Annotated in this window: 20 protein-coding genes and 1 riboswitch; of the genes, 17 read left to right on the plus strand and 3 right to left on the minus strand. The window is 38.1% G+C overall.

The features are described 5' to 3' along the window. The first annotated feature begins 60 nt into the window (after window positions 1-60). The 7 genes from dnaK (at window position 61) to AAJG31_RS21530 (ending at window position 8,806) form a co-directional block, all read left to right on the plus strand. Window positions 61-1,902 carry a molecular chaperone DnaK gene (gene dnaK / locus AAJG31_RS21500; protein ID WP_048392179.1) on the plus strand — a complete coding sequence of 614 codons (1,842 nt, stop codon included), beginning with the start codon at window positions 61-63 and terminating at the stop codon, window positions 1,900-1,902. Between the two features lie 233 nt (window positions 1,903-2,135). Further along, the gene (dnaJ, locus tag AAJG31_RS21505) at window positions 2,136-3,254 is read left to right on the plus strand and encodes a molecular chaperone DnaJ (RefSeq protein ID WP_016995416.1); all 1,119 of its coding nucleotides are present in this window, start codon (window positions 2,136-2,138) and stop codon (window positions 3,252-3,254) included. 21 nt (window positions 3,255-3,275) lie between these two features. Beyond that, window positions 3,276-4,217, plus strand: coding sequence for a 50S ribosomal protein L11 methyltransferase (gene prmA / locus AAJG31_RS21510; RefSeq protein WP_004227050.1), 942 nt, complete (start codon window positions 3,276-3,278; stop codon window positions 4,215-4,217). A gap of 81 nt (window positions 4,218-4,298) precedes the next feature. Then, window positions 4,299-5,036: a 16S rRNA (uracil(1498)-N(3))-methyltransferase gene (locus AAJG31_RS21515; RefSeq protein WP_279495606.1), complete on the plus strand. Its 738-nt coding sequence runs from the start codon at window positions 4,299-4,301 to the stop codon at window positions 5,034-5,036. A 279-nt stretch (window positions 5,037-5,315) separates the two neighbouring features. Next, window positions 5,316-6,116, plus strand: a complete 801-nt coding sequence (locus AAJG31_RS21520; protein WP_048392182.1) for a CsxC family protein — start codon at window positions 5,316-5,318, stop codon at window positions 6,114-6,116. A 311-nt stretch (window positions 6,117-6,427) separates the two neighbouring features. Continuing rightward, window positions 6,428-7,909 carry a BC_2427 family protein gene (locus tag AAJG31_RS21525; protein WP_066036449.1) on the plus strand — a complete coding sequence of 494 codons (1,482 nt, stop codon included), beginning with the start codon at window positions 6,428-6,430 and terminating at the stop codon, window positions 7,907-7,909. A gap of 129 nt (window positions 7,910-8,038) precedes the next feature. Then, the gene (locus AAJG31_RS21530; protein ID WP_054550096.1) at window positions 8,039-8,806 is read left to right on the plus strand and encodes a CsxC family protein; all 768 of its coding nucleotides are present in this window, start codon (window positions 8,039-8,041) and stop codon (window positions 8,804-8,806) included. A 216-nt stretch (window positions 8,807-9,022) separates the two neighbouring features. On the opposite strand, the gene mtaB is transcribed toward AAJG31_RS21530, so the two are convergent. Next, a complete protein-coding gene (gene mtaB / locus AAJG31_RS21535; protein WP_048392185.1) occupies window positions 9,023-10,372 on the minus strand; it encodes a tRNA (N(6)-L-threonylcarbamoyladenosine(37)-C(2))-methylthiotransferase MtaB in 1,350 nt (449 codons plus the stop codon). A 313-nt stretch (window positions 10,373-10,685) separates the two neighbouring features. Here mtaB and deoC point away from each other — a divergent pair, with 313 nt between their 5' ends. The 4 genes from deoC to AAJG31_RS21555 all read left to right on the plus strand — a co-directional run bounded on the left by deoC (window position 10,686) and on the right by AAJG31_RS21555 (window position 12,570). Beyond that, entirely contained in the window at window positions 10,686-11,357 is a 672-nt protein-coding gene (gene deoC, locus AAJG31_RS21540; RefSeq protein ID WP_048392186.1) for a deoxyribose-phosphate aldolase, read from the plus strand. A gap of 135 nt (window positions 11,358-11,492) precedes the next feature. Next, window positions 11,493-11,720: a spore coat associated protein CotJA gene (locus AAJG31_RS21545; protein WP_004227061.1), complete on the plus strand. Its 228-nt coding sequence runs from the start codon at window positions 11,493-11,495 to the stop codon at window positions 11,718-11,720. Continuing rightward, the gene (locus tag AAJG31_RS21550) at window positions 11,713-11,976 is read left to right on the plus strand and encodes a spore coat protein CotJB (RefSeq protein ID WP_016994107.1); all 264 of its coding nucleotides are present in this window, start codon (window positions 11,713-11,715) and stop codon (window positions 11,974-11,976) included. Before AAJG31_RS21545 ends, AAJG31_RS21550 begins: the two co-directional genes overlap by 8 nt. Window positions 11,977-12,000: 24 nt before the next feature. Beyond that, window positions 12,001-12,570: a manganese catalase family protein gene (locus AAJG31_RS21555; protein ID WP_004227065.1), complete on the plus strand. Its 570-nt coding sequence runs from the start codon at window positions 12,001-12,003 to the stop codon at window positions 12,568-12,570. Window positions 12,571-12,621: 51 nt separating this feature from the next. Here AAJG31_RS21555 and AAJG31_RS21560 read toward each other — a convergent pair whose 3' ends face one another. Together AAJG31_RS21560 and AAJG31_RS21565 are read right to left on the minus strand one after the other, a co-directional pair. Further along, entirely contained in the window at window positions 12,622-13,278 is a 657-nt protein-coding gene (locus tag AAJG31_RS21560; protein ID WP_004227067.1) for a TrkA family potassium uptake protein, read from the minus strand. 25 nt (window positions 13,279-13,303) lie between these two features. Then, window positions 13,304-14,641 carry a TrkH family potassium uptake protein gene (locus tag AAJG31_RS21565; RefSeq protein WP_048392187.1) on the minus strand — a complete coding sequence of 446 codons (1,338 nt, stop codon included), beginning with the start codon at window positions 14,639-14,641 and terminating at the stop codon, window positions 13,304-13,306. Between the two features lie 116 nt (window positions 14,642-14,757). After that, window positions 14,758-14,899: riboswitch (cyclic di-AMP (ydaO/yuaA leader) on the minus strand. Between the two features lie 252 nt (window positions 14,900-15,151). On the opposite strand from AAJG31_RS21565, the gene rpsU reads away from it, so the two are divergent. From rpsU to AAJG31_RS21595, 6 genes are all read left to right on the plus strand, one after another. Next, window positions 15,152-15,325, plus strand: a complete 174-nt coding sequence (gene rpsU / locus AAJG31_RS21570) for a 30S ribosomal protein S21 (RefSeq protein WP_004227078.1) — start codon at window positions 15,152-15,154, stop codon at window positions 15,323-15,325. Between the two features lie 312 nt (window positions 15,326-15,637). Then, window positions 15,638-16,966, plus strand: a complete 1,329-nt coding sequence (locus AAJG31_RS21575) for a nodulation protein NfeD (protein WP_066036448.1) — start codon at window positions 15,638-15,640, stop codon at window positions 16,964-16,966. Window positions 16,967-16,969: 3 nt separating this feature from the next. Beyond that, window positions 16,970-17,974, plus strand: coding sequence for a flotillin-like protein FloA (floA, locus tag AAJG31_RS21580; RefSeq protein WP_016994103.1), 1,005 nt, complete (start codon window positions 16,970-16,972; stop codon window positions 17,972-17,974). Window positions 17,975-18,002: 28 nt separating this feature from the next. After that, window positions 18,003-18,479 (plus strand): hypothetical protein, encoded by a 477-nt coding sequence (locus tag AAJG31_RS21585; RefSeq protein WP_054550098.1) that lies wholly within the window; start codon window positions 18,003-18,005, stop codon window positions 18,477-18,479. A 54-nt stretch (window positions 18,480-18,533) separates the two neighbouring features. Then, on the plus strand, window positions 18,534-18,794 hold the full coding sequence (locus AAJG31_RS21590) for a hypothetical protein (RefSeq protein WP_048392190.1): 261 nt from the start codon (window positions 18,534-18,536) through the stop codon (window positions 18,792-18,794). Then, entirely contained in the window at window positions 18,784-19,896 is a 1,113-nt protein-coding gene (locus tag AAJG31_RS21595) for a sporulation protein YqfD (RefSeq protein WP_048392191.1), read from the plus strand. The genes AAJG31_RS21590 and AAJG31_RS21595 overlap by 11 nt, the downstream gene beginning before the upstream one ends. Window position 19,897: the final 1 nt, after the last annotated feature.

The raw sequence follows: 19,897 nt of genomic DNA on the forward strand, positions 1-19,897 counted from the left end.
GTCAATTAAAATTAGTTAGAAAACGCATCCCTTGCGTTGACATAATAGGAGGAAATTTTAATGAGCAAAATTATTGGTATTGACTTAGGAACAACAAACTCTTGCGTTTCTGTACTTGAAGGTGGAGAACCAAAAGTAATTCCAAACCCAGAAGGAAACCGTACAACGCCATCTGTTGTTGCCTTTAAAAATGGTGAACGTCAAGTTGGTGAAGTGGCGAAACGTCAATCAGTAACAAATCCTAACACAATCATTTCTATTAAATCAAAAATGGGTACGGCTGAAAAAGTAACAGTAGAAGATAAAGACTACACGCCACAAGAAGTATCTGCAATGATTCTTCAATATTTAAAAGGCTATGCTGAAGACTACTTAGGGGAAAAAGTGACAAAAGCAGTTATTACAGTTCCTGCTTACTTTAACGATGCACAGCGTCAAGCAACTAAAGATGCTGGTAAAATCGCAGGTCTAGAAGTAGAGCGTATCATCAACGAACCAACTGCTGCAGCTCTTGCTTATGGATTAGATAAACAAGATCAAGATCAAAAAGTATTAGTATTTGACCTTGGAGGCGGTACGTTTGACGTGTCTATCCTTGAGTTAGGTGACGGTGTCTTTGAAGTACTAGCTACAGCTGGTGATAACAAACTAGGTGGAGATGATTTCGATGACGCAATTATCGAATATCTAGTAGCTGAATTCAAAAAAGAAAATGGCATTGACTTATCAAAAGATAAAATGGCGATGCAACGATTAAAAGATGCTGCTGAAAAAGCGAAAAAAGATTTATCTGGTGTAACATCAACTCAAATCTCTCTACCATTCATTACAGCTGGAGAAGCAGGTCCATTACACTTAGAAATTTCTTTAACGCGTGCGAAATTTGACGAAATTACTTTACCATTAGTAAACCGTACAGTAGGACCAGTGCGTCAAGCATTATCTGATGCAGGTTTGTCAACTTCTGAAATTGACCAAGTTATTTTAGTGGGTGGTTCTACACGTATTCCAGCAGTACAAGAAGCGGTACGTAAAGAAACAGGGAAAGAGCCTCACCGTGGTGTTAACCCTGACGAAGTTGTTGCAATGGGTGCTGCAGTACAAGGTGGCGTATTAACAGGTGATGTGAAAGACGTTGTATTACTTGACGTAACACCTCTTTCACTTGGTATTGAAACAATGGGTGGCGTGTTCACAAAATTAATCGACCGTAACACAACTATTCCTACTTCAAAATCTCAAGTTTTCTCTACAGCAGCTGATAACCAACCAGCAGTAGATATTCATGTTCTACAAGGTGAGCGTTCAATGGCAGCTGACAATAAAACATTAGGTCGCTTCCAATTAGCAGATATTCCACCAGCACCTCGTGGTGTACCTCAAATCGAAGTAACATTCGATATTGATAAAAACGGTATCGTATCTGTAAAAGCAAAAGATCTTGGTACGAACAAAGAGCAAACAATTGTGATTCAATCTGATTCTGGTTTATCAGAGGAAGAAATTGAACGCATGGTAAAAGACGCTGAAGCTAATGCTGAAGCAGATGCTAAACGTAAAGAAGAAGCAGATCTTCGTAACGAAGCAGACCAATTAGTATTCCAAGTGGATAAAACAATTGCTGACCTTGGTGAGCAAATTACAGAAGACGAGAAAAAATCTGTGGAAGATGCTCGTGACGAATTGAAAAAAGCGCTTGAAGCTGGTGAATTAGAAGGTATTAAAGCAGCTAAAGAAAAACTAGAAGGCGTATTACAGCCACTAGTGATGAAAGTTTACGAACAAGCGGCAGCAGCTGCTCAAGCAGCTCAAGGTGGCGATGCAGGTGCAGACACTGGCGCTGGTAAAAAAGATGACGGTGTTGTAGACGCTGAATTCGAAGAAGTAAAAGATGATAAATAAGAAGTAACACAGTAAAGTGAAAAAGCCAAAGACCGCTTGCGGCTTTGGCTTTTGTCATGATGTGAGGTCACTTCACGTAAATGCACCATTTATGGGATAGTTGCATACGTTAGCTGCTAGGAAGTGGGTATCTTCATTTTTGGAACTTATAGAACCTTTAATCGAAAAAATGAGGCAGTTTTTTCAACTGCATGTTACAATAGATTTTATGCAAACAGAGCGGAGTGTGAATCATGGAGAAACGCGATTATTACGAGGTGCTTGGTTTAACAAAATCGGCTACAAAAGATGAGATTAAAAAAGCATACCGTAAATTATCAAAACAATATCACCCTGACCTTAATAAAGAGCCAGGTGCAGATGAAAAATTCAAAGAAATCGCTGAAGCATATGAAGTATTAAGTGACGACCAGAAAAAAGCACGCTACGACCAATTTGGTCATGAGGATCCGAATGCTGGTTTTGGTGGTGGCTTTGGAGGGGGCGGCTTTGGCGGCTTCGAGGATATTTTCAGTTCATTCTTTGGCGGAGGTGGTCGCCGTCAAGATCCAAATGCTCCACGTAAAGGGGATGATCTGCAATATCGTATGAACATCCAATTTGAGGAAGCTATTTTTGGAAAAGAAACAGAAATAGAAATCCCAAAAGATGAAACGTGTGAAACATGTCACGGTTCAGGAGCAAAACCAGGCACGCAACCAGAAACATGTTCGACATGTAAAGGTGCAGGTCAAATCAATCAAGCAGTGGATACACCATTTGGTCGTATGATGAATCGTCGTACATGCTCAACATGTCATGGAACAGGTAAAATTATTAAAGAAAAATGTACGACTTGTCGTGGAGAAGGAAAAGTCCAAAAACGTAAGAAAATTAAAGTGACGATTCCAGCAGGCGTGGATGATGGACAACAAATTCGTGTATCTGGTCAAGGTGAACCAGGTATAAACGGTGGACCTGCAGGGGATTTATATATTATGTTCCGCGTTCAAGGTCACAAGGATTTTGAACGAGATGGAGACGATATTTACTTCGAGTTGAAATTAACATTCCCTCAAGCAGCACTTGGGGATGAAATTGAAGTACCAACAGTCCATGGGAAAGTAAAATTACGTATTCCAGCTGGAACACAGTCAGGTGCTCAATTCCGTCTAAAAGATAAAGGTGTTAAAAATGTTCATGGTTATGGTATGGGTAATCAATATGTGACAGTAAAAGTTATGACCCCAGAAAAATTAACGGAAAGACAAAAACAATTACTACGAGAATTTGCAGAAATTAGTGGCGATATCCCTGAAGAACAAGGTAGTTCACTATTCGATAAAATTAAGAAAAAATTCCAAGGTGAATAATTAGAGGAGCTGAAGAGCTACGTGAAGTGGTCAGAATTATCCATTCATACAAAAAATGATGCGGTAGAAGCAATTTCGAATATTTTGCATGAAGCAGGTGCAAGTGGTGTTGTCATCGAAGATTCTGCAGAGTTTGCGAAGCCACGTGAAGATCAATATGGTGAAATTTATGCGCTAAATGAAGATGATTTTCCGAAAGATGGCGTGATTGTTAAAGCTTATTTATCAGAGTCTAGTTTTTTAAATGAAACAGTCGAAGAAATAAAAGCAGCTATCACAAATTTAACGAACTTTAACATTGATATCGGTGAAAATGTGGTATCCATTGTGGAAGTCAATGAAGAAGATTGGGCAACGGCCTGGAAGCAATACTACCATCCTGTTAAGATTTCTGAACGCTTTACTATCGTACCGACATGGGAGGAATACACACCTGTTTCAACAGATGAACTAATTATTGAATTAGACCCTGGTATGGCATTTGGTACAGGTACCCACCCAACAACGGTAATGTGTTTACAAGGACTTGAAAAGGTCATTAAAGAAGGGGATACAGTTGTTGATATCGGTACAGGATCGGGTGTATTGTCTATTGGTGCAGCATTACTTGGTGCCAAAAGTGTGCATGCGCTTGATTTAGATGAGGTAGCTGTACGTTCAGCGCGAGAAAATGTAGCATTAAATAAAGTGGAAGATAAGGTGGCAGTGTTCCATGGTAACTTATTGGATACTGTAAAAGAACCAGCAGATGTAGTAGTCGCTAATATTTTGGCTGAAATCATCATGTCCTTCACAGATGACGCGTATACAATTGTAAAACCAGGTGGATTATATGTCACTTCGGGCATCATCGGTGCAAAACGAGATGATGTGAAAGTAGCACTAGAAGCTTCAGGCTTTGTGATTGAAGAAGTATTATTAATGGAAGATTGGGTAGCCATTATTGCCCGTCGTCCACTATAACATGACTGAGGAAGCGCCAAATCGTGAGCCGTGTGCTTGTGATTTGGCGTTTTCCTTTCTTGCTAGAAAGGACTGTGTGGCATGCAACGTTATTTTATTGAGACAGCTATCGAAAATGCACGTATTAGTGGAGAAGATGCACGGCATATTGAACGAGTGATGCGTATGAAGCAAGGCGACAACATTGTAGTTGTTGCACAAAACACTGCGTATATATGCACAATTGAAGGATTTGAAGGGGATGAGGTTGTCATTGAAGCGACTGGACAAACAATCCCTTCCCCAGAGTTACCCATTCAAGTAACAGTAGCATGTGGTTTACCGAAGGGTGATAAGCTGGAGCTTATTACCCAAAAAGCCACAGAGCTAGGAATGTTTGCTTTATTACCCTTTGAAGCTGAGCGCTCCATTGTGAAATGGGACAAGAAAAAAGGAGCAAAAAAGCAAGAAAGATTACAGAAAATTGCTAAGGAAGCTGCGGAACAAGCTCACCGTACGCATATTCCAACAGTTTTTGAACCTATATCATTTAAACAGCTAGTACAACAAATAGATCATTTCGATGCCGTTTTTATTGCTGATGAAGAGGATGCAAAGGCTGAAAAGCGCACAAGGTTTGCGGAGAAGCTAAAAAACGTGTATGATATGAAGTCGAAATCAATGCTTATTATCTTTGGTCCTGAGGGGGGCATTTCTCGTCAAGAATCAGAAGCGCTATTACAAGCAGGCGCTCAAACGATGTCATTAGGACCGAGAATTTTACGAGCAGAAACAGCGCCATTATACGCACTGTCTGCCATATCCTATGAATTTGAATAACAGCTATGTATAATTTATTATCAACATAACTTAGAGAAAGCCACTTAATATTATTAAGTGGTTTTTTTACGTAAATCATATTTGAAGGGGGTCTGCGTTAAATCCCTGCTTAAATGGAGTTTTAGCCCATTGTGTAAGATCAACCGGGAAAATCACAACCTCAAACATTCCAAATAAAATATGTAAAAGAACAAGTTCAATGTCCATACATAGATTTAATTGCGACATACTCTAGCGATAGGAGAGCTCACTAATACTATATTGAAATGAGGGAATTTTTTGAGTGAACAATTTAATCAGATTCAACCTTGTCCAGTAACATCAACTGAACAAATACCCTTAACGAATGAGATTACACCACTAGTTACTACACCACTTACGACGCCAACTATTAAAATTCCAGTTGTACTGGCAGAACCAACACTGCAAATCGTTGTCGAGTCCGATATTACACTTAGTCCTGCAGCGACAGAGATTAAACGAGTGAAAAAGAATGTCTTTCTAAATCAAGTGAAATTGGTACCAGTTAGCTTTGCACGTATTGCTAACACTGATTTCTTTAGAGTAACACGAGCTAAATTATTTGTAGCAGGACATATTCGGAAAAATATCGAATATGCTTCATCAGCATGTAATGGGGCCCTTCAGGATAGAATTGCTGATGTTCCGTTTTCAGGTTTTACAGATCTTATATTTCCGCAAACAGCAGGAGGCGCTACACCAATTTTAGGCATTTCTGAGTTTGCCGAAGCGAACTTCCTTAACGAAAGAACACAAATGGATGCTCGATTAGATAAGGCTTTCTTCCAAAATCTCGTTAAATACAATGAACAACCATTTGGTGAATTAGTAGCAGCCAATTTCTTTGAACTTGATTTTTCACCGATTATGGCAGCTCCTGAAGAAGCATTCAGCACATTACGTGAAAAAATTGTATTAGAACTTACTGTAAAAGTATTGCAAGTTCAACAAATCCGTTTGGGCGCTGGAAGTAGTGTAGTAACACCTGTTCTACCAGGGCTTACTCCACCAGCAACACCAATTGTTCCTGATATGATTCCGCCTACTGAGCCTTGTTAATTTTTTTATGTAGTGGAGCAAAAATTGTAACAATAATACTGATATAAAATCAAATATGTTGTTGGGCAGTTGAAAGTTCACTTTTACTCGAACTTTTAACTGCTTTTTTTTGGCAAGATAAGGACATGCGCTTTCCAATTGTATCTCTTGGTGGGGACTGTGACAAAAGTAAAAATATTGCATAATATGGATTGTAATTAGTATTGTAGATTTTCAATTGTCCTAACATAATCGCATCAGAAGAATTAGCTAATGGATTAAAAATTGATTGTTATGCTTTTTTTGTCAAATCATTATTTGGGAGTGAATGAATGGCAACTCCATGGATTAATTTTAGAGAGATGAAAAAAATATCCTCTAAACAAAATAAATACACTGAGTGGAGGTATCAAACTAAAATAGATGACGAATCTCCATTTGAACAGACTTTTAATGGAAATAATAATCTGCTTGATGAAATAGAAGATAAACCAATTACAGAGGAATCAACTTTAACAGACCATATAATCTCTAATGAAGAGCTCCCCGAACCTATGGAGCCGATTATTGAGGAAGAAAACGAACATCACCCAAATTTTGAGAACTTCAGGGAGGATGCTAGCTTAGCAGAGCTATTAGCATCTAATGAAGATCTACCTATATCTAAAGAAACAAATGTTGAGCAAGAAAACGAACATCCTCTAGATATCGATGAGAGTCACACAAAAGTGACCTTAATAGAGCAATTAGCGTCCATACCCATACCTATAGAAGCGAATGTTAAGGAGAACGAAGAAAATTTCCGACATATGGATGAGAACCATGTAGAGGAATTAACTTTAGACCAGATAGCATGCAATCAAAGTGTACCCAGTCCAACAAAGGTAGAAATTGACCATCTACTAGATAGTGATGAGAACTCCCTTGAAGAACAAAATTCAACAGCCCAATCAGACAATAATCCAAAATCTTTCAATAGAGCTCTGTCAGAGGCTGAAAATAATATGCATTTGGATGATATAGAAGAAAAGGAGAAAAACAATCCTCCAAATCGTAATAAAGAGATTGCAAAGTCTTTACAAGGAGAAGTATGCACCATTATCCAAAAAAGTCCCTTTTCTACTTATGTAGAAATTAACGATTTTCTTCATGCTCCTATTTATGGTGAAAATGTTCAAAATACAATATTTGATTTTCTTGATTTAAATGATAACCTATCTCCCCAACTTCAGACGAAGCTACTCCAAACGATTTCGATTTACCCTGAACAACCAGATTGTCGTTTGGTTAGCTCCAACATTAATCAAATGATTTCTTTAATGAGCACGGATACTAATAAAAAAAATGGTAGTGAGCAGCATCCGTTTAAATCAGTAGTAGTTCCCTTACATAACTCACAAGCAATTAAAAAAGGAGAAATTAATTCCTCTGAGCCTTTTATACATATACGAGTTCCTGTTGTGCTAGGGGAATACAAAATAGAAATATGTATGGAGGAAAAAATTGCTTTTGATAAAGGAATTGAAGAGGTTAAAGAGATCACAAATGAGGTAGTACTATCCGATTGTAGATTTGTACCTATTCATAGATCCCAGTCATTGGGAAATGGAACAAGAACTGTATTAAAGGGGAATTTATTTATAGAAGGCTACATACAGCATAATATTGAGTATAGGGTATCTAATACGCAAAATAAGTCAGCCATTCATCCCAATCGATTGTGTCAAAATATAGTATTAGAATTAATTATCCAAATGTTACAAGTACAAAAAATTAAAGTACTGTTTGACTGGCAAGGTAATGGAGGGTTATAGAAATTTATCCCTTAATTCAAATAAAATGAATATAAAACTAATATATACGTCCATGTATAGATTTAAATGCTACATATTCTAGCGATAGGAGAGCTCTCTAATACTAAAAAAATGAAATGAGGGAATTTTTTGAGCGATCAATTAGAAAGCCAATTTCAACCTTGTCCTGTAACATCAACTGAACAAATTCCATTAACGAATGAGATTACACCAGTAGTCACTACTCCAGTTACAACGCCAACTATCAAAGTTCCAGTTGTATTGGCAGAACCAACACTGCAAATCGTTGTTGAGTCGGATATTACACTTAGCCCTGCTGCTACAGAAATCAAACGAGTGAAAAAGAATGTCTTCCTAAATCAAGTGAAACTTGTACCAGTTAGCTTTGCACGTATTGGTGGCACTGATTTCTTTAGAGTAACAAGAGCTAAATTATTTGTAGCAGGACATATTCGGAAAAATATTGAATATGCTTCATCAGCATGTAATGGGGCACTTCGAGATAGAATTGCTGACGTTCCGTTTTCTGGTTTTACAGATCTTATTTTCCCACAAACACCTGGAGGCGCAACACCAATCTTAGGCATTTCCGAGTTTGCTGAAGCGAACTTCCTTAACGAAAGAACACAAATGGATGCTCGATTAGATAAGGCTTTCTTCCAAAATCTTGTTAAATACAATGAACAACCATTTGGTGAATTAGTAGCTGCCAACTTCTTTGAACTTGATTTTTCACCGATTATGGCGGCTCCTGAAGGGACATTCAGCACATTACGTGAAAAAATTGTCTTAGAACTTACTGTAAAAGTATTGCAAGTGCAACAAATCCGCCTTGGTGCTGGCAGTAGCGTAATAACGCCTGTTCTTTTAGGACTTACACCTCCTCCTAGTCCTTGATAAATGCTAGTTTAGAGGACAGTAGAATATTATAATATATTAAGAAAGCTGGTAGTACAGATGGATATTTTGTTTGTACTACTAATTTTCTTATAGGAGCTGTCAATCTTTAAAAGCATTTATCAATATTATGAAAAATCAAATACAAGTGAATGATTAGCTTCATTAAAAGGAAAAAGGGTTGCCATATAAAATTGGCAACCCTTTTTTCACTATTTATTTCACTGTTTCTAAAACGCGTACAAATTGTCCTTTTGAGTGAGGGTAGCCTGCTTGTGTAATTTTTACTTTTACAAGTTGTCCGATTAGACTTTCTGGACCCTCAAAAACTACTTTTAAGTAATTGTCTGTATAGCCTGTTAGAAGGCCTTCTTCTTCACTGTCATCATGCACAAATTCTTCAGGGATAACTTCTAGCACTTGATCTTCAAAACGAGAAGCATACTCTTTTGCTAGCTGATCGTTTAAAGAGATGAGTCGATGCACACGCTCATTTTTAATGTCTTCATCAATTTGATCTTCCATACGTGCAGCAGGGGTTCCTGTACGAGGAGAGAATGGGAAAACGTGTAGCTCAGAAAATTTATGATCGCGAATAAAGTTATATGTGTCCATAAACTCTTCCTCTGTCTCACCTGGAAAACCAACGATTACATCAGAAGTAACAGCTAAATCAGGTAAAGCCTCATGTAATTTTGTTAAACGTTCACCGAAGAACTCCATTGTATATTTACGACGCATACGTTTTAATACCGTATCAGAACCAGATTGAATAGGGATGTGTAAATGATTCACGACAATCTTTGATTCACGTAGTACTTCAATTACTTCATCTGTTAATTGACTAGCCTCAATAGATGAAATACGAAGACGCTTTAAGCCTGTTACATTGGCCTCTAAATCACGTAGTAATTGAGCAAGATTATAATCTTTTAAATCCTGACCATAGCCACCTGTATGAATACCAGTTAAGACAATTTCAAGATAACCAGCATCTACTAATTGCTGTGCTTGATGTAATACCTCTTGTGGGTCACGAGAACGCATTAAACCACGTGCCCATGGAATAATACAAAATGTACAGAAATTGTTACAGCCTTCTTGGATTTTTAACGAAGCACGTGTACGGTCTGTAAATGCTGGTACATCTAATTCTTCGTATACTCGGTTTTTCATAATATTACGTACAGCATTAATCGGTTGTCGTTCCGCACGATATTGTTCAATATAACCAAGTAATTTCGTACGATCTTGTGTTCCAACAACAATATCAACACCAGGGATTGCCATAATTTCTGCAGGGGATGTTTGTGCATAGCATCCTGTTACACAAATAACTGCATCCGGATTTTGGCGAATTGCTCGACGAATAACCTGACGTGATTTTTTATCTCCAGTATTCGTAACTGTGCATGTATTAATGACGTAAACGTCTGCTTGTTGATCAAATTCTGTTCGATCATAGCCTTCTTCTTTAAACAGCTGCCAAATTGCTTCTGTTTCGTAATGATTTACTTTACAACCTAGAGTATGAAAACTCACGATTTTTGATCGCTCGTTACTCATGATATATATCATCCTTTCAATTCACATTACCTTGTGTTTCCAAACATTTAATAAGTTTTTCGTTGTACATATTTTAGATACGTGATTTATGATAACATAATCCTTATAAAATCAGTACATATAAGATTTTTTTGTGAAATAATTAAGTTATCACTTTCTATATAATCTTTTGAGGACTTCAGATAAACATGACTCGTTCTGGAATGTTTATATTTGGGTGTTCATTATATAGAAAGAAATTAGACGCCATCGCGAAAAAATGATATGATTCGAAGAGGTACGTACATCTTGTTTAATGAAGGAGCGTTCAACAATGGAAAAAAATTTTGCACGTATGATTGATCATACATTATTAAAGGCTGAGGCAACAAAAGAACAAATTGAAAAATTATGTGCTGAAGCTAAACAATTTAACTTTGCTTCTGTTTGTGTAAATCCAACTTGGGTAAAGCGAAGCAGTGAATTATTACAGGGTACAGACGTGTTAGTTTGTACGGTTATCGGCTTCCCACTTGGTGCCAATACACCAGCAGTCAAAGCATTTGAAGCAAAAGACGCCATTGCTAACGGTGCAAAAGAAGTAGATATGGTTATTAATATCGGTGCGTTAAAAGATAAAAACTATGACCTTGTACAAGCAGATATCGCAGCAGTGGTAGAAGCAGCTAAAGATAGCGCACTTGTAAAAGTCATTATTGAATCATGCTTACTAACAGACGAAGAAAAAGTGAAGGCATGTGAGTTAGCTGTAGCAGCGGGTGCTGACTATGTGAAAACATCTACAGGTTTTTCTACTGGTGGAGCAACAGCAGAGGATATCGCGCTTATGCGTAAAACTGTAGGTCCAGAACTTGGTGTAAAAGCATCAGGTGGTGTTCGTAGCTTAGAGGACATGAAAAAAATGGTAGAAGCAGGTGCGACTCGTATTGGGGCTAGCTCTGGTGTAGCTATTATGAATGGTTTAATTGCAGACTCCAACTATTAATATTATCTTTTTATAGAGCCATAAGCTCATGTGTACATTGACATGAGCTTATGGCTTCTTTGTGTTTAATCAGCATAATAATTTTCTATACACATATACTCCACTGATGAATGTAAATACAGAAAGGAGGATGTCATGTTTACACAGTATAAGTCTTGGAGGCCCTATATTAGCCCCTTTGATCCTTGTAAGCCTATAGAAGTTAAGTATTATGCAACACCCCCACAACTATATATGGGTTTTCAACCACCTGGACTTCCACAATTTCCAACCGCCAGAGAAGCGCTAATGGCAGGAACACTATGGCCACAGTTGTTTAGCCCATACCCATTTCCCCTAAAAGGAGGGAGGAAGCATGACTAAAAAGATGCCGCCCGAATTTTATAAGCAATTAGAAGAAATACAAGCAATTGATTTCGTCATTGTTGAATTAAACCTCTATTTAGACACTCATCCACACGATTATGACGCCATTCAGCAATTTAATGAAAATACAGAGAAAAGTATGAAACTTAAAATTGATTTTGAGCAAAAATATGGACCACTCATGAATTTTGGGAGAAGCTATTCGAATTATCCTTTTAACTGGATTGATACACCATGGCCATGGCAAGTCTAAACAAAAGACTAGGAGGAAAAATCTTTGTGGTATTATGAAAAGAAACTCCAGTATCCGGTAAAAGTTAGTACATGTAACCCAATGCTTGCAAAGTTTTTAATTGAACAATATGGAGGAGCGGATGGGGAACTGGCAGCAGCTCTACGCTATATGAATCAGCGCTATACGATTCCTGACAAAGTAGTAGGGTTATTGACCGATATAGCAACAGAGGAATTTTCACATTTAGAAATGATTGCCACGATGATTTATAAGCTAACAAAAGATGCAACACCAGAAATGCTGAAAGAAGCTGGATTGGGTGATCATTATGTAAATCACGATCGGGCTCTATTTTATCAAAACGCCTCGGGGGTACCATTCACAGCAACCTATATTCAAGCAAAGGGTGACCCTATCGCGGATTTGTATGAGGATATAGCAGCCGAAGAAAAGGCACGTGCCACATATCAATGGATTATTGACTTATCAGATGACACGGATTTAAATGATAGCTTGAAGTTTTTACGTGAACGGGAAATTGTTCATTCCCAGCGCTTTAGAGAGGCTGTTGAAATTTTAAAAGATGATAGAGATCAAAAGAAAGTTTTCTAAGACAAAAATGGCAGGCTGTATCAAGGTGAACTTGACACAGCCTTTTTGCGGTTACTGAATATTTGAGAATAAGCTAAGATCTTTTCGATGACCAATCATTACTAATAAATCTTCCTTTTCAATAATTTGCTCAGGAGAAGGGGAGATAATAATTTCACCTTCGCGCACAATCGCAATTACACTGACGTTATATTTTGCGCGCAAGTCTAAATCCCGAAGGTTTTGTCCAGCCATTTTGGAAGGAATCATAATTTCTTCAATGCTGTATTCCTTTGATAATTCGATATAATTCAACATATTTGGGGATAGGAGTTGATTAGCTACACGTTCACCCATATCTCTTTCTGGGTAAATAATCCAATCAGCTCCTACTTTATCTAACACTTGTCCATGTCTTTTACCAAGTGCCTTTGCGATCACTTTTTTGATCCCTAGCTCTTTTAATAAAGAGACGGTTAAAATACTAGATTGCATATCATTACCGATCGCTACGATAACACAATCGAAGTTACCAATACCAATCGATTTTAAGGCTTTTTCTTCTGTTGTATCTGCAACCACAGCGTGAGTCACATAGGGTTCGGCATCCTCTACTCTTTCTTCATTTATATCAATTCCTAATATTTCCTGTCCAGCTTCATGCAATCTGCGAGCGACGCTTGTTCCGAATCTACCTAAGCCAATCACAGCGTATTGTTTAATGGTCATAGCGTTCTGTCTTCCTCTCATTTGGTTATCCAATCATAATATTTCCTTTTGGGTGGCGGAAACTCTCTTTTTTTCTTCGTTTTGCAATGGCAAAAGCAATGGTTAATGGTCCTACTCTTCCTGCGAACATTGTAATAATCAGAAGAAGACGACCAGCAGGTGTTAGCTCTGGAGTTAGGCCCATCGAAAGACCAACAGTACCAAACGCAGAGGTAGCCTCAAATAAGTACATCATAAAGCTATGATGCTGTTCCGTGATACTGAGAATAATCGTCACGACTACAACAATTAATCCTCCACACATTGTAACCGTCAAAGCCTTTAAGATAGTTTCAGTAACAATTCTACGTTTAAAGAGAACGACATCTTCTTTTCCTCGAATTTGTGACCACATAGTAGCTACTAAAACAGCAAAGGTTGTGATTTTAATACCTCCAGCAGTCGACCCAGAGCCTGCCCCAATAAACATGAAAAGAATCATTAAAAATAATGTAGAATGCGTTAAGTCCCCAATAGCCAGTGTATTGGAGCCAGCAGTTCGTGGTGTAACCGCTTGGTAAAGGGAACCTAATACTTTACCCCATTCGGATAATGGTCCAAGAGTTTTTTGGTTGCCATACTCAAACAAAAATATCAAAATGGTTCCGCTAACAGTGAGCAAAAGTGTCGTTACTAAGACTATTTTTGAATGGACAGAAAGCCTTTTAGTTACACGATATTCATACAATTCATTCATCACAATAAAGCCTAATCCACCGATTGTAATAAGAGCACAGATGGTGAAAACAACAAAGGGGTCATCAACATAGGCAGTCATTCCGTTAAAGCCACCCATTAAATCGAAGCCCGCGTTGTTGAAGTTGGATATGGCATGAAAAAATCCAAAATAAAGGGCCTTTCCAATAGGCATATCAAAAGAAAAACGAATCGATAGAATTAGACCACCGATTATTTCAATACATGCTGTAAAGAGCAATATTCTTTTCACTAATCGAACAAGACCAGCAATGGAGATATTATTAAATGCTTCTTTAAGCAGCAGTCTTTCTTTTAATGAAATTTTCTTTCCAAGCAGTAAAAATAATAATGTGGCAAATGTCATAAATCCTAAACCGCCAATTTGGATTAAGAATAAAAGGACCACTTCGCCAAAAATAGAGAAGGTATCACCTGTATCAACTACAATTAAACCTGTGACACAAGTAGCTGATGTAGCAGTGAATAAAGCATCTAAAAAGGGCAAACCCTTCCCATCCTCAGTAGAAAATGGCATTGTTAAAAGAAACGTACCTATGGCAATGATAAGGGCAAAGCCCAATACAAGAACTTTGGGAGGATTTAATGCTCTTTTAAAATTGTTCATTTAATTTTCCCTCAATTCTGAATAGTAAACAACTGTTTGTTAGATGGCATAATAAAAAGACCTACGATTAGAGCATGAAAAGGGTAGAAAGCATGCTAATAATGGTGGTCAATAACGACCTCCTTCGCTTTAGCCGACGAAGTTAGCTGACGGGTAGGATGGCGAAAGAGCTTTCTCATCCCTTCTGCTAAAGCAGAATTAACCCCAAAAGATTGGTTCCTCCGTTCTCAAATAGTTGAGATTTGGCCGATATGAAATTGAATGTGATTATTCTACGCCCTTATTCTATTTTTTGTAAACCCCTTAATTGTTAGGAAAATGTAATTATTTTTATTGTGGGCGAATTGTGTATGAATAATTCGAGCAAAAATAAAACCAAAAATTCACTTGATAATTTCGCATACTTTCTATTGACCATTATTAGACAATACGATATAATTTTTTAGTACACAACAGAAGGTGATTTGCCTAATTGTGTATTGACGTGTGTTCGGAGGGAGGGAAAGAGAGATGTCAAAAACTGTCGTTCGCAAAAACGAATCGCTTGAAGATGCTCTTCGCCGCTTCAAACGTACTGTATCAAAAAGTGGTACAATTCAAGAAGTTAGAAAGCGCGAGTTCTACGAAAAACCTAGCGTAAAACGTAAAAAGAAATCAGAAGCTGCACGTAAACGTAAGTGGTAATTTAATTTCCCATTAAAAATCCCTACGTTCATAACACGCAATTGTATGATTCACTGAGCAGACAAAGTTATACCTGAAATTAATCACATTTTTGATTAATTTCAGGTATTTTACATTGCTCAACTTTACGTACATATGAAAAAGCCGAATGAAATCACTTTGATTCATTCGGCTTTTTTGCACATACTAAGTGTTAGTAATTGGCATTAGATCGAATGATAAATAATTAATAAATTTTTTAAGATTTGTGAAACTTTTCGCATGATTGACCGTATATACAGAGGAGAGGCATGTTAGAAGGGAGGGAAAAAGATGCGAAAACGGAGAATCCTCAGCTATTTACTAGTGATATGGATGACTCTTTTGTTAGCGTTTCCATTAACTTCGGCTTTAGCCAGTAATAAGGTTTATCATGTTCCGATTCATAATGAAGTAGAGCGAGGACTTCATGCATTTTTAGAACGAGCTTTTAAAGAGGCTGAAGAAAACAATGCAGAGGCGATTATCTTAGAAATACATACGCCTGGCGGTTTTGTGAATGCAGCAAGCGATATCGCCATGCTTATGGATGCAACGCAAATAAAAACGATTGCTTATATTAATAAGGATGCGCACTCAGCAGGAGCGTTTTTAGCCTTACATGCGGATGAGATCTACATGGTTCCAAATGGAACAATCGGTGCAGCGGCAGTTATCGATTCAGCAGGTAATGCAGCCGACCTAAAGGCCAATAGCGCTTGGCTTGCTCAAATGAAAGCAGCAGCAGAAACGTCAGGGCGCGACCCTAAGTATGCATTAGCAATGGCAGATACCAACTATGAACTACCAGAATACCGTGCTGGCGGAAAGAATTTGTTAACCCTATCAGCCTCAGAGGCAGCAAAGGTTAAATATTCTGAAGGGACGGTTAACGATTTTCAGGAGCTTTTAGAAGTAACCAACTTGAATGGTAGTGATGTTGTTCCCATTGAACCAACCTTTTCTGAAAAGTTAGCTCGTTTTATTACAAATCCCATCATTGTACCTATTCTATTGTCTATCGCTAGCTTAGGACTTGTGATGGAGCTTTATTCGCCAGGATTTGGTGTTCCAGGTATAATGGGCTTATCAGCACTTGGTTTATTTTTCTTTGGACATATGGTGGCCGGCTTTGCGGGATATGAAACATTATTGTTATTTATTGTTGGCTTAGCCCTTTTAATTGCAGAGTTTTTTGTCCCTGGTGGAATTGTTGGTATTTTAGGTGGTGTCTTAATAGTACTAAGTCTGATACTGGCAGGTGCAAATATGATGCAAATGATAGTAGCAATTCTCATTGCGCTTGTGATAGCGATGATAGGAATGGTGATTCTGATGAAATTTTTCGGAAAAAAACTGCATGTCTTAAACAGGCTTGTGTTAATGGATGCAACCACGACAGAAGAAGGGTATGTATCCAATGTGAATCGCACAGAACTGTTAGGAAAAATTGGGAAAACGCTTACACCACTTCGTCCATCTGGAACAATGGTACTTGGTAGTGAACGCATTGATATTGTATCAGAAGGTGGCTATATCGATGCCAATCAACATGTAGAAATTATTAAAGTTGAAGGCTCACGCATTGTTGTGAGACAAACAGATAAAGAGATGGAGGAATAGAAAATGGGTTTTGATTTAGCTTTGATTGGTCCTATTGCTGGACTAGTTATTTTATTCATTGTGCTTGCGGTATTCTTTACCTTTGTACCCGTTGCATTGTGGATTTCTGCATTAGCAGCAGGTGTACGTGTGAGCATTTTTACATTAATTGGGATGCGATTGCGTCGTGTAATCCCTTCTCGAATTGTTAATCCGTTGATTAAAGCACATAAAGCAGGTTTACCTGTAACGATTAATCAGTTAGAGAGTCACTATTTAGCAGGTGGTAATGTTGACCGTGTAGTGAATGCCTTAATTGCGGCTCACCGTGCCAATATTGAGCTGTCATTTGAACGTTGTGCAGCAATTGATTTAGCTGGGCGTGATGTATTAGAAGCTGTTCAAATGTCTGTTAATCCAAAAGTTATTGAAACACCTTTCATTTCAGGTGTAGCAATGAACGGGATTGAGGTAAAAGCAAAGGCTCGTATTACCGTGCGTGCCAACATCGAGCGTTTAGTCGGTGGTGCTGGTGAAGAAACAGTTATTGCCCGTGTAGGGGAAGGGATCGTTTCTACAATTGGTTCGGCTACTAGTCATACAGAAGTATTAGAAAATCCAGATATGATTTCACAAACGGTTTTATCTAAAGGTTTGGATTCAGGAACAGCCTTTGAAATCTTATCCATTGATATTGCGGATGTAGATATCGGTAAAAACATCGGGGCTGAATTACAAATTGAACAAGCACAAGCTGATAAAAACATTGCGCAAGCAAAAGCTGAGGAACGTCGTGCAATGGCTGTAGCAAACGAGCAAGAAATGATTGCACGTGTTCAAGAGATGAAGGCAAAAGTAGTAGAAGCAGAAGCGGAAGTACCACAAGCGATGGCTGAAGCCTTACGTTCTGGTAATCTTGGCATTATGGATTATATGAACTATCGCAATATCCAAGCAGATACAGCGATGCGCGACTCTATCTCAAAAGTAAGCAATGATAAACCAGAAAAAAATGAACCCAATGCTTAATAATAACGGAAAGGAGCGAAACTAACATATGGAACAGTTAATAATCTTCGCCATAATTGCCATAGTCAGCTCTATTTTCGGAAAATCAAAAAATAAAAAGCCTCAGAAGCAGATGCCTCCTTTTAATAAAGACACCGTGGTGGAGCCTCCAGTTACGGAGAAAGCACCACATCGTACTGGGAAAGCACAGAGTTTTGAAGATTTTGCACGAGAATTTATAGGAGATTGGATTCCAGAAAATGAGAAAGTCGAGGAGCCTAAAAAATTTGTTGAAGAACAAGTGAAAAGGGAAATACCAAGCTATGTTGCTCCAGCTGTCATTCCAGCAGATATCCCTAGCCGTTCTTCTAATCGAGAAGGTCGAGGACGATTAGCTGCTGGAAAAAAAGAAGTGCAATCAGTTGGCACAAATTCGACTTTACAACTACCTCAATCTAAAAATGATCTTATGCAAGCAATCGTGATGGCTGAAATATTAGGGCCACCGAAATCAAAAAGAAAATAACTAGCATGTCCTCCTTTTTCGATGCATATATTGCCGAAGAAGGAGGCATTTTTTATGAAAAAATTATTTCAATTAACGCCACTACTTGAGTTGTTAGAATACGAATCATTAAAAATTATTGGACCCTACCGTTTTATTCATGCAGATGCGACGACCTGTTCGTTTGTCTATGCAGATTATCATATTACTGTCAATGCGGATTCAGTGACAATCAATGCGCTCAAAGAAGAAATGCTACATCTCACTGTTGACAATCTACAGGAGCTTCATATGAAAATGACAAAGAATATGGGTGTGAGCAAAAATGTGGAATAATCGGCCAATTATTATACGTATAAAGCGCCATGAAAATGTTCATCCTTTTATTCAAGCATTGCACGCTCAACATGTCCCATTAAAGCGTGTTGTCTTTCGTGAGCAGGAAGTTTCCTTTGAAACGACGATGCATTATCTACCAAAAATTCGCCGTGTACGAAGACGTTTTCGCTTAAAAATGGCTGTATTTTATGCAGATGAGCTTCAAGTTTTTCGAGCGCAAATTTGGACTTTATTGGGCTTAGCCTTTATGATTGCTATTCCAATTCTTTGTGCACAAGTCATATGGCGAGTGGACATAGAAGCCGCAACACCAGAACTAGAGCAGCGTTTAGGTAAGACCTTTCATGAAACCTTTCAATTAGAAACCCCTTTATCTCAAAAAAAGTTACCTTCCAATACGGTTATACGACAAAAGCTGTTAGAGCAACACCGAGAGCTATCATGGGTTCATATTGATAAACATGGCGGACGAGTAATTTTGAGACCACAAGAATCACCTAAACAAACAGAGCAAACAACTGATAAATTAGCCTCCCATATAGTAGCAACGAAAAGTGGTGTCATTACACACTTTAATATACAGCATGGCGAGCGAAAAATTTCAGTAAATGATACAGCCTACGAGGGTGACGTCCTCGTAAGTGGTGTATTAGAAAGTGGCACAGATCAAGTTTTTGTAGGGGCGAAGGGAGAGGTTTATGCAGACTATTGGCTTGAATGTTCATTTAAAATTCCAACAAAAATTACCGTGGAAACCTTGCAGCAAAAGCAATGGCGAGTGTTGATAAAGGGTATACATGAGGAAAAGGTGGATTATGTACAAAGAAAGGATTTACCGAATTGGCTATCTCCCTATGTTTCAATTGTAGAGGAGCAACAGACGAAAACGATGCAAGTAGAGTTGGATGAATCGAAAATTGAGTCATTGCTGATTCCTTTATTGCATGAAAAAGTATTACGTTCGTTACCTGCAAAAACAATCATCAAGAAAGAAAACCTTTTACAGGCAAAGTGGGGGAATGGTACAGTTGAAGGGAAAGTTCTATTTTTAGTCAATGAAAACATTGCAAGTCCAATACAAGGCCTACAAGGAGAATGAT

The organism is Lysinibacillus sp. BS3 (assembly GCF_039614735.1).
GTDB classification, from domain to species: Bacteria; Bacillota; Bacilli; order Bacillales_A; family Planococcaceae; genus Lysinibacillus; species Lysinibacillus capsici.

Coding starts and splice junctions, on each gene's coding strand:
- floA (WP_016994103.1), top strand. CDS start 16,970: ATGGGTTTTGATTTAGCTTTGATTGGTCCTATTGCTGGACTAGTTATT.
- AAJG31_RS21595 (WP_048392191.1), top strand. CDS start 18,784: ATGTGGAATAATCGGCCAATTATTATACGTATAAAGCGCCATGAAAAT.
- rpsU (WP_004227078.1), top strand. CDS start 15,152: ATGTCAAAAACTGTCGTTCGCAAAAACGAATCGCTTGAAGATGCTCTT.
- dnaK (WP_048392179.1), top strand. CDS start 61: ATGAGCAAAATTATTGGTATTGACTTAGGAACAACAAACTCTTGCGTT.
- dnaJ (WP_016995416.1), top strand. CDS start 2,136: ATGGAGAAACGCGATTATTACGAGGTGCTTGGTTTAACAAAATCGGCT.
- AAJG31_RS21525 (WP_066036449.1), top strand. CDS start 6,428: ATGGCAACTCCATGGATTAATTTTAGAGAGATGAAAAAAATATCCTCT.
- AAJG31_RS21575 (WP_066036448.1), top strand. CDS start 15,638: ATGCGAAAACGGAGAATCCTCAGCTATTTACTAGTGATATGGATGACT.
- mtaB (WP_048392185.1), bottom strand. CDS start 10,372: ATGAGTAACGAGCGATCAAAAATCGTGAGTTTTCATACTCTAGGTTGT.
- AAJG31_RS21515 (WP_279495606.1), top strand. CDS start 4,299: ATGCAACGTTATTTTATTGAGACAGCTATCGAAAATGCACGTATTAGT.
- AAJG31_RS21560 (WP_004227067.1), bottom strand. CDS start 13,278: ATGACCATTAAACAATACGCTGTGATTGGCTTAGGTAGATTCGGAACA.
- AAJG31_RS21585 (WP_054550098.1), top strand. CDS start 18,003: ATGGAACAGTTAATAATCTTCGCCATAATTGCCATAGTCAGCTCTATT.
- AAJG31_RS21590 (WP_048392190.1), top strand. CDS start 18,534: ATGAAAAAATTATTTCAATTAACGCCACTACTTGAGTTGTTAGAATAC.
- AAJG31_RS21550 (WP_016994107.1), top strand. CDS start 11,713: ATGACTAAAAAGATGCCGCCCGAATTTTATAAGCAATTAGAAGAAATA.
- AAJG31_RS21565 (WP_048392187.1), bottom strand. CDS start 14,641: ATGAACAATTTTAAAAGAGCATTAAATCCTCCCAAAGTTCTTGTATTG.
- deoC (WP_048392186.1), top strand. CDS start 10,686: ATGGAAAAAAATTTTGCACGTATGATTGATCATACATTATTAAAGGCT.
- AAJG31_RS21545 (WP_004227061.1), top strand. CDS start 11,493: ATGTTTACACAGTATAAGTCTTGGAGGCCCTATATTAGCCCCTTTGAT.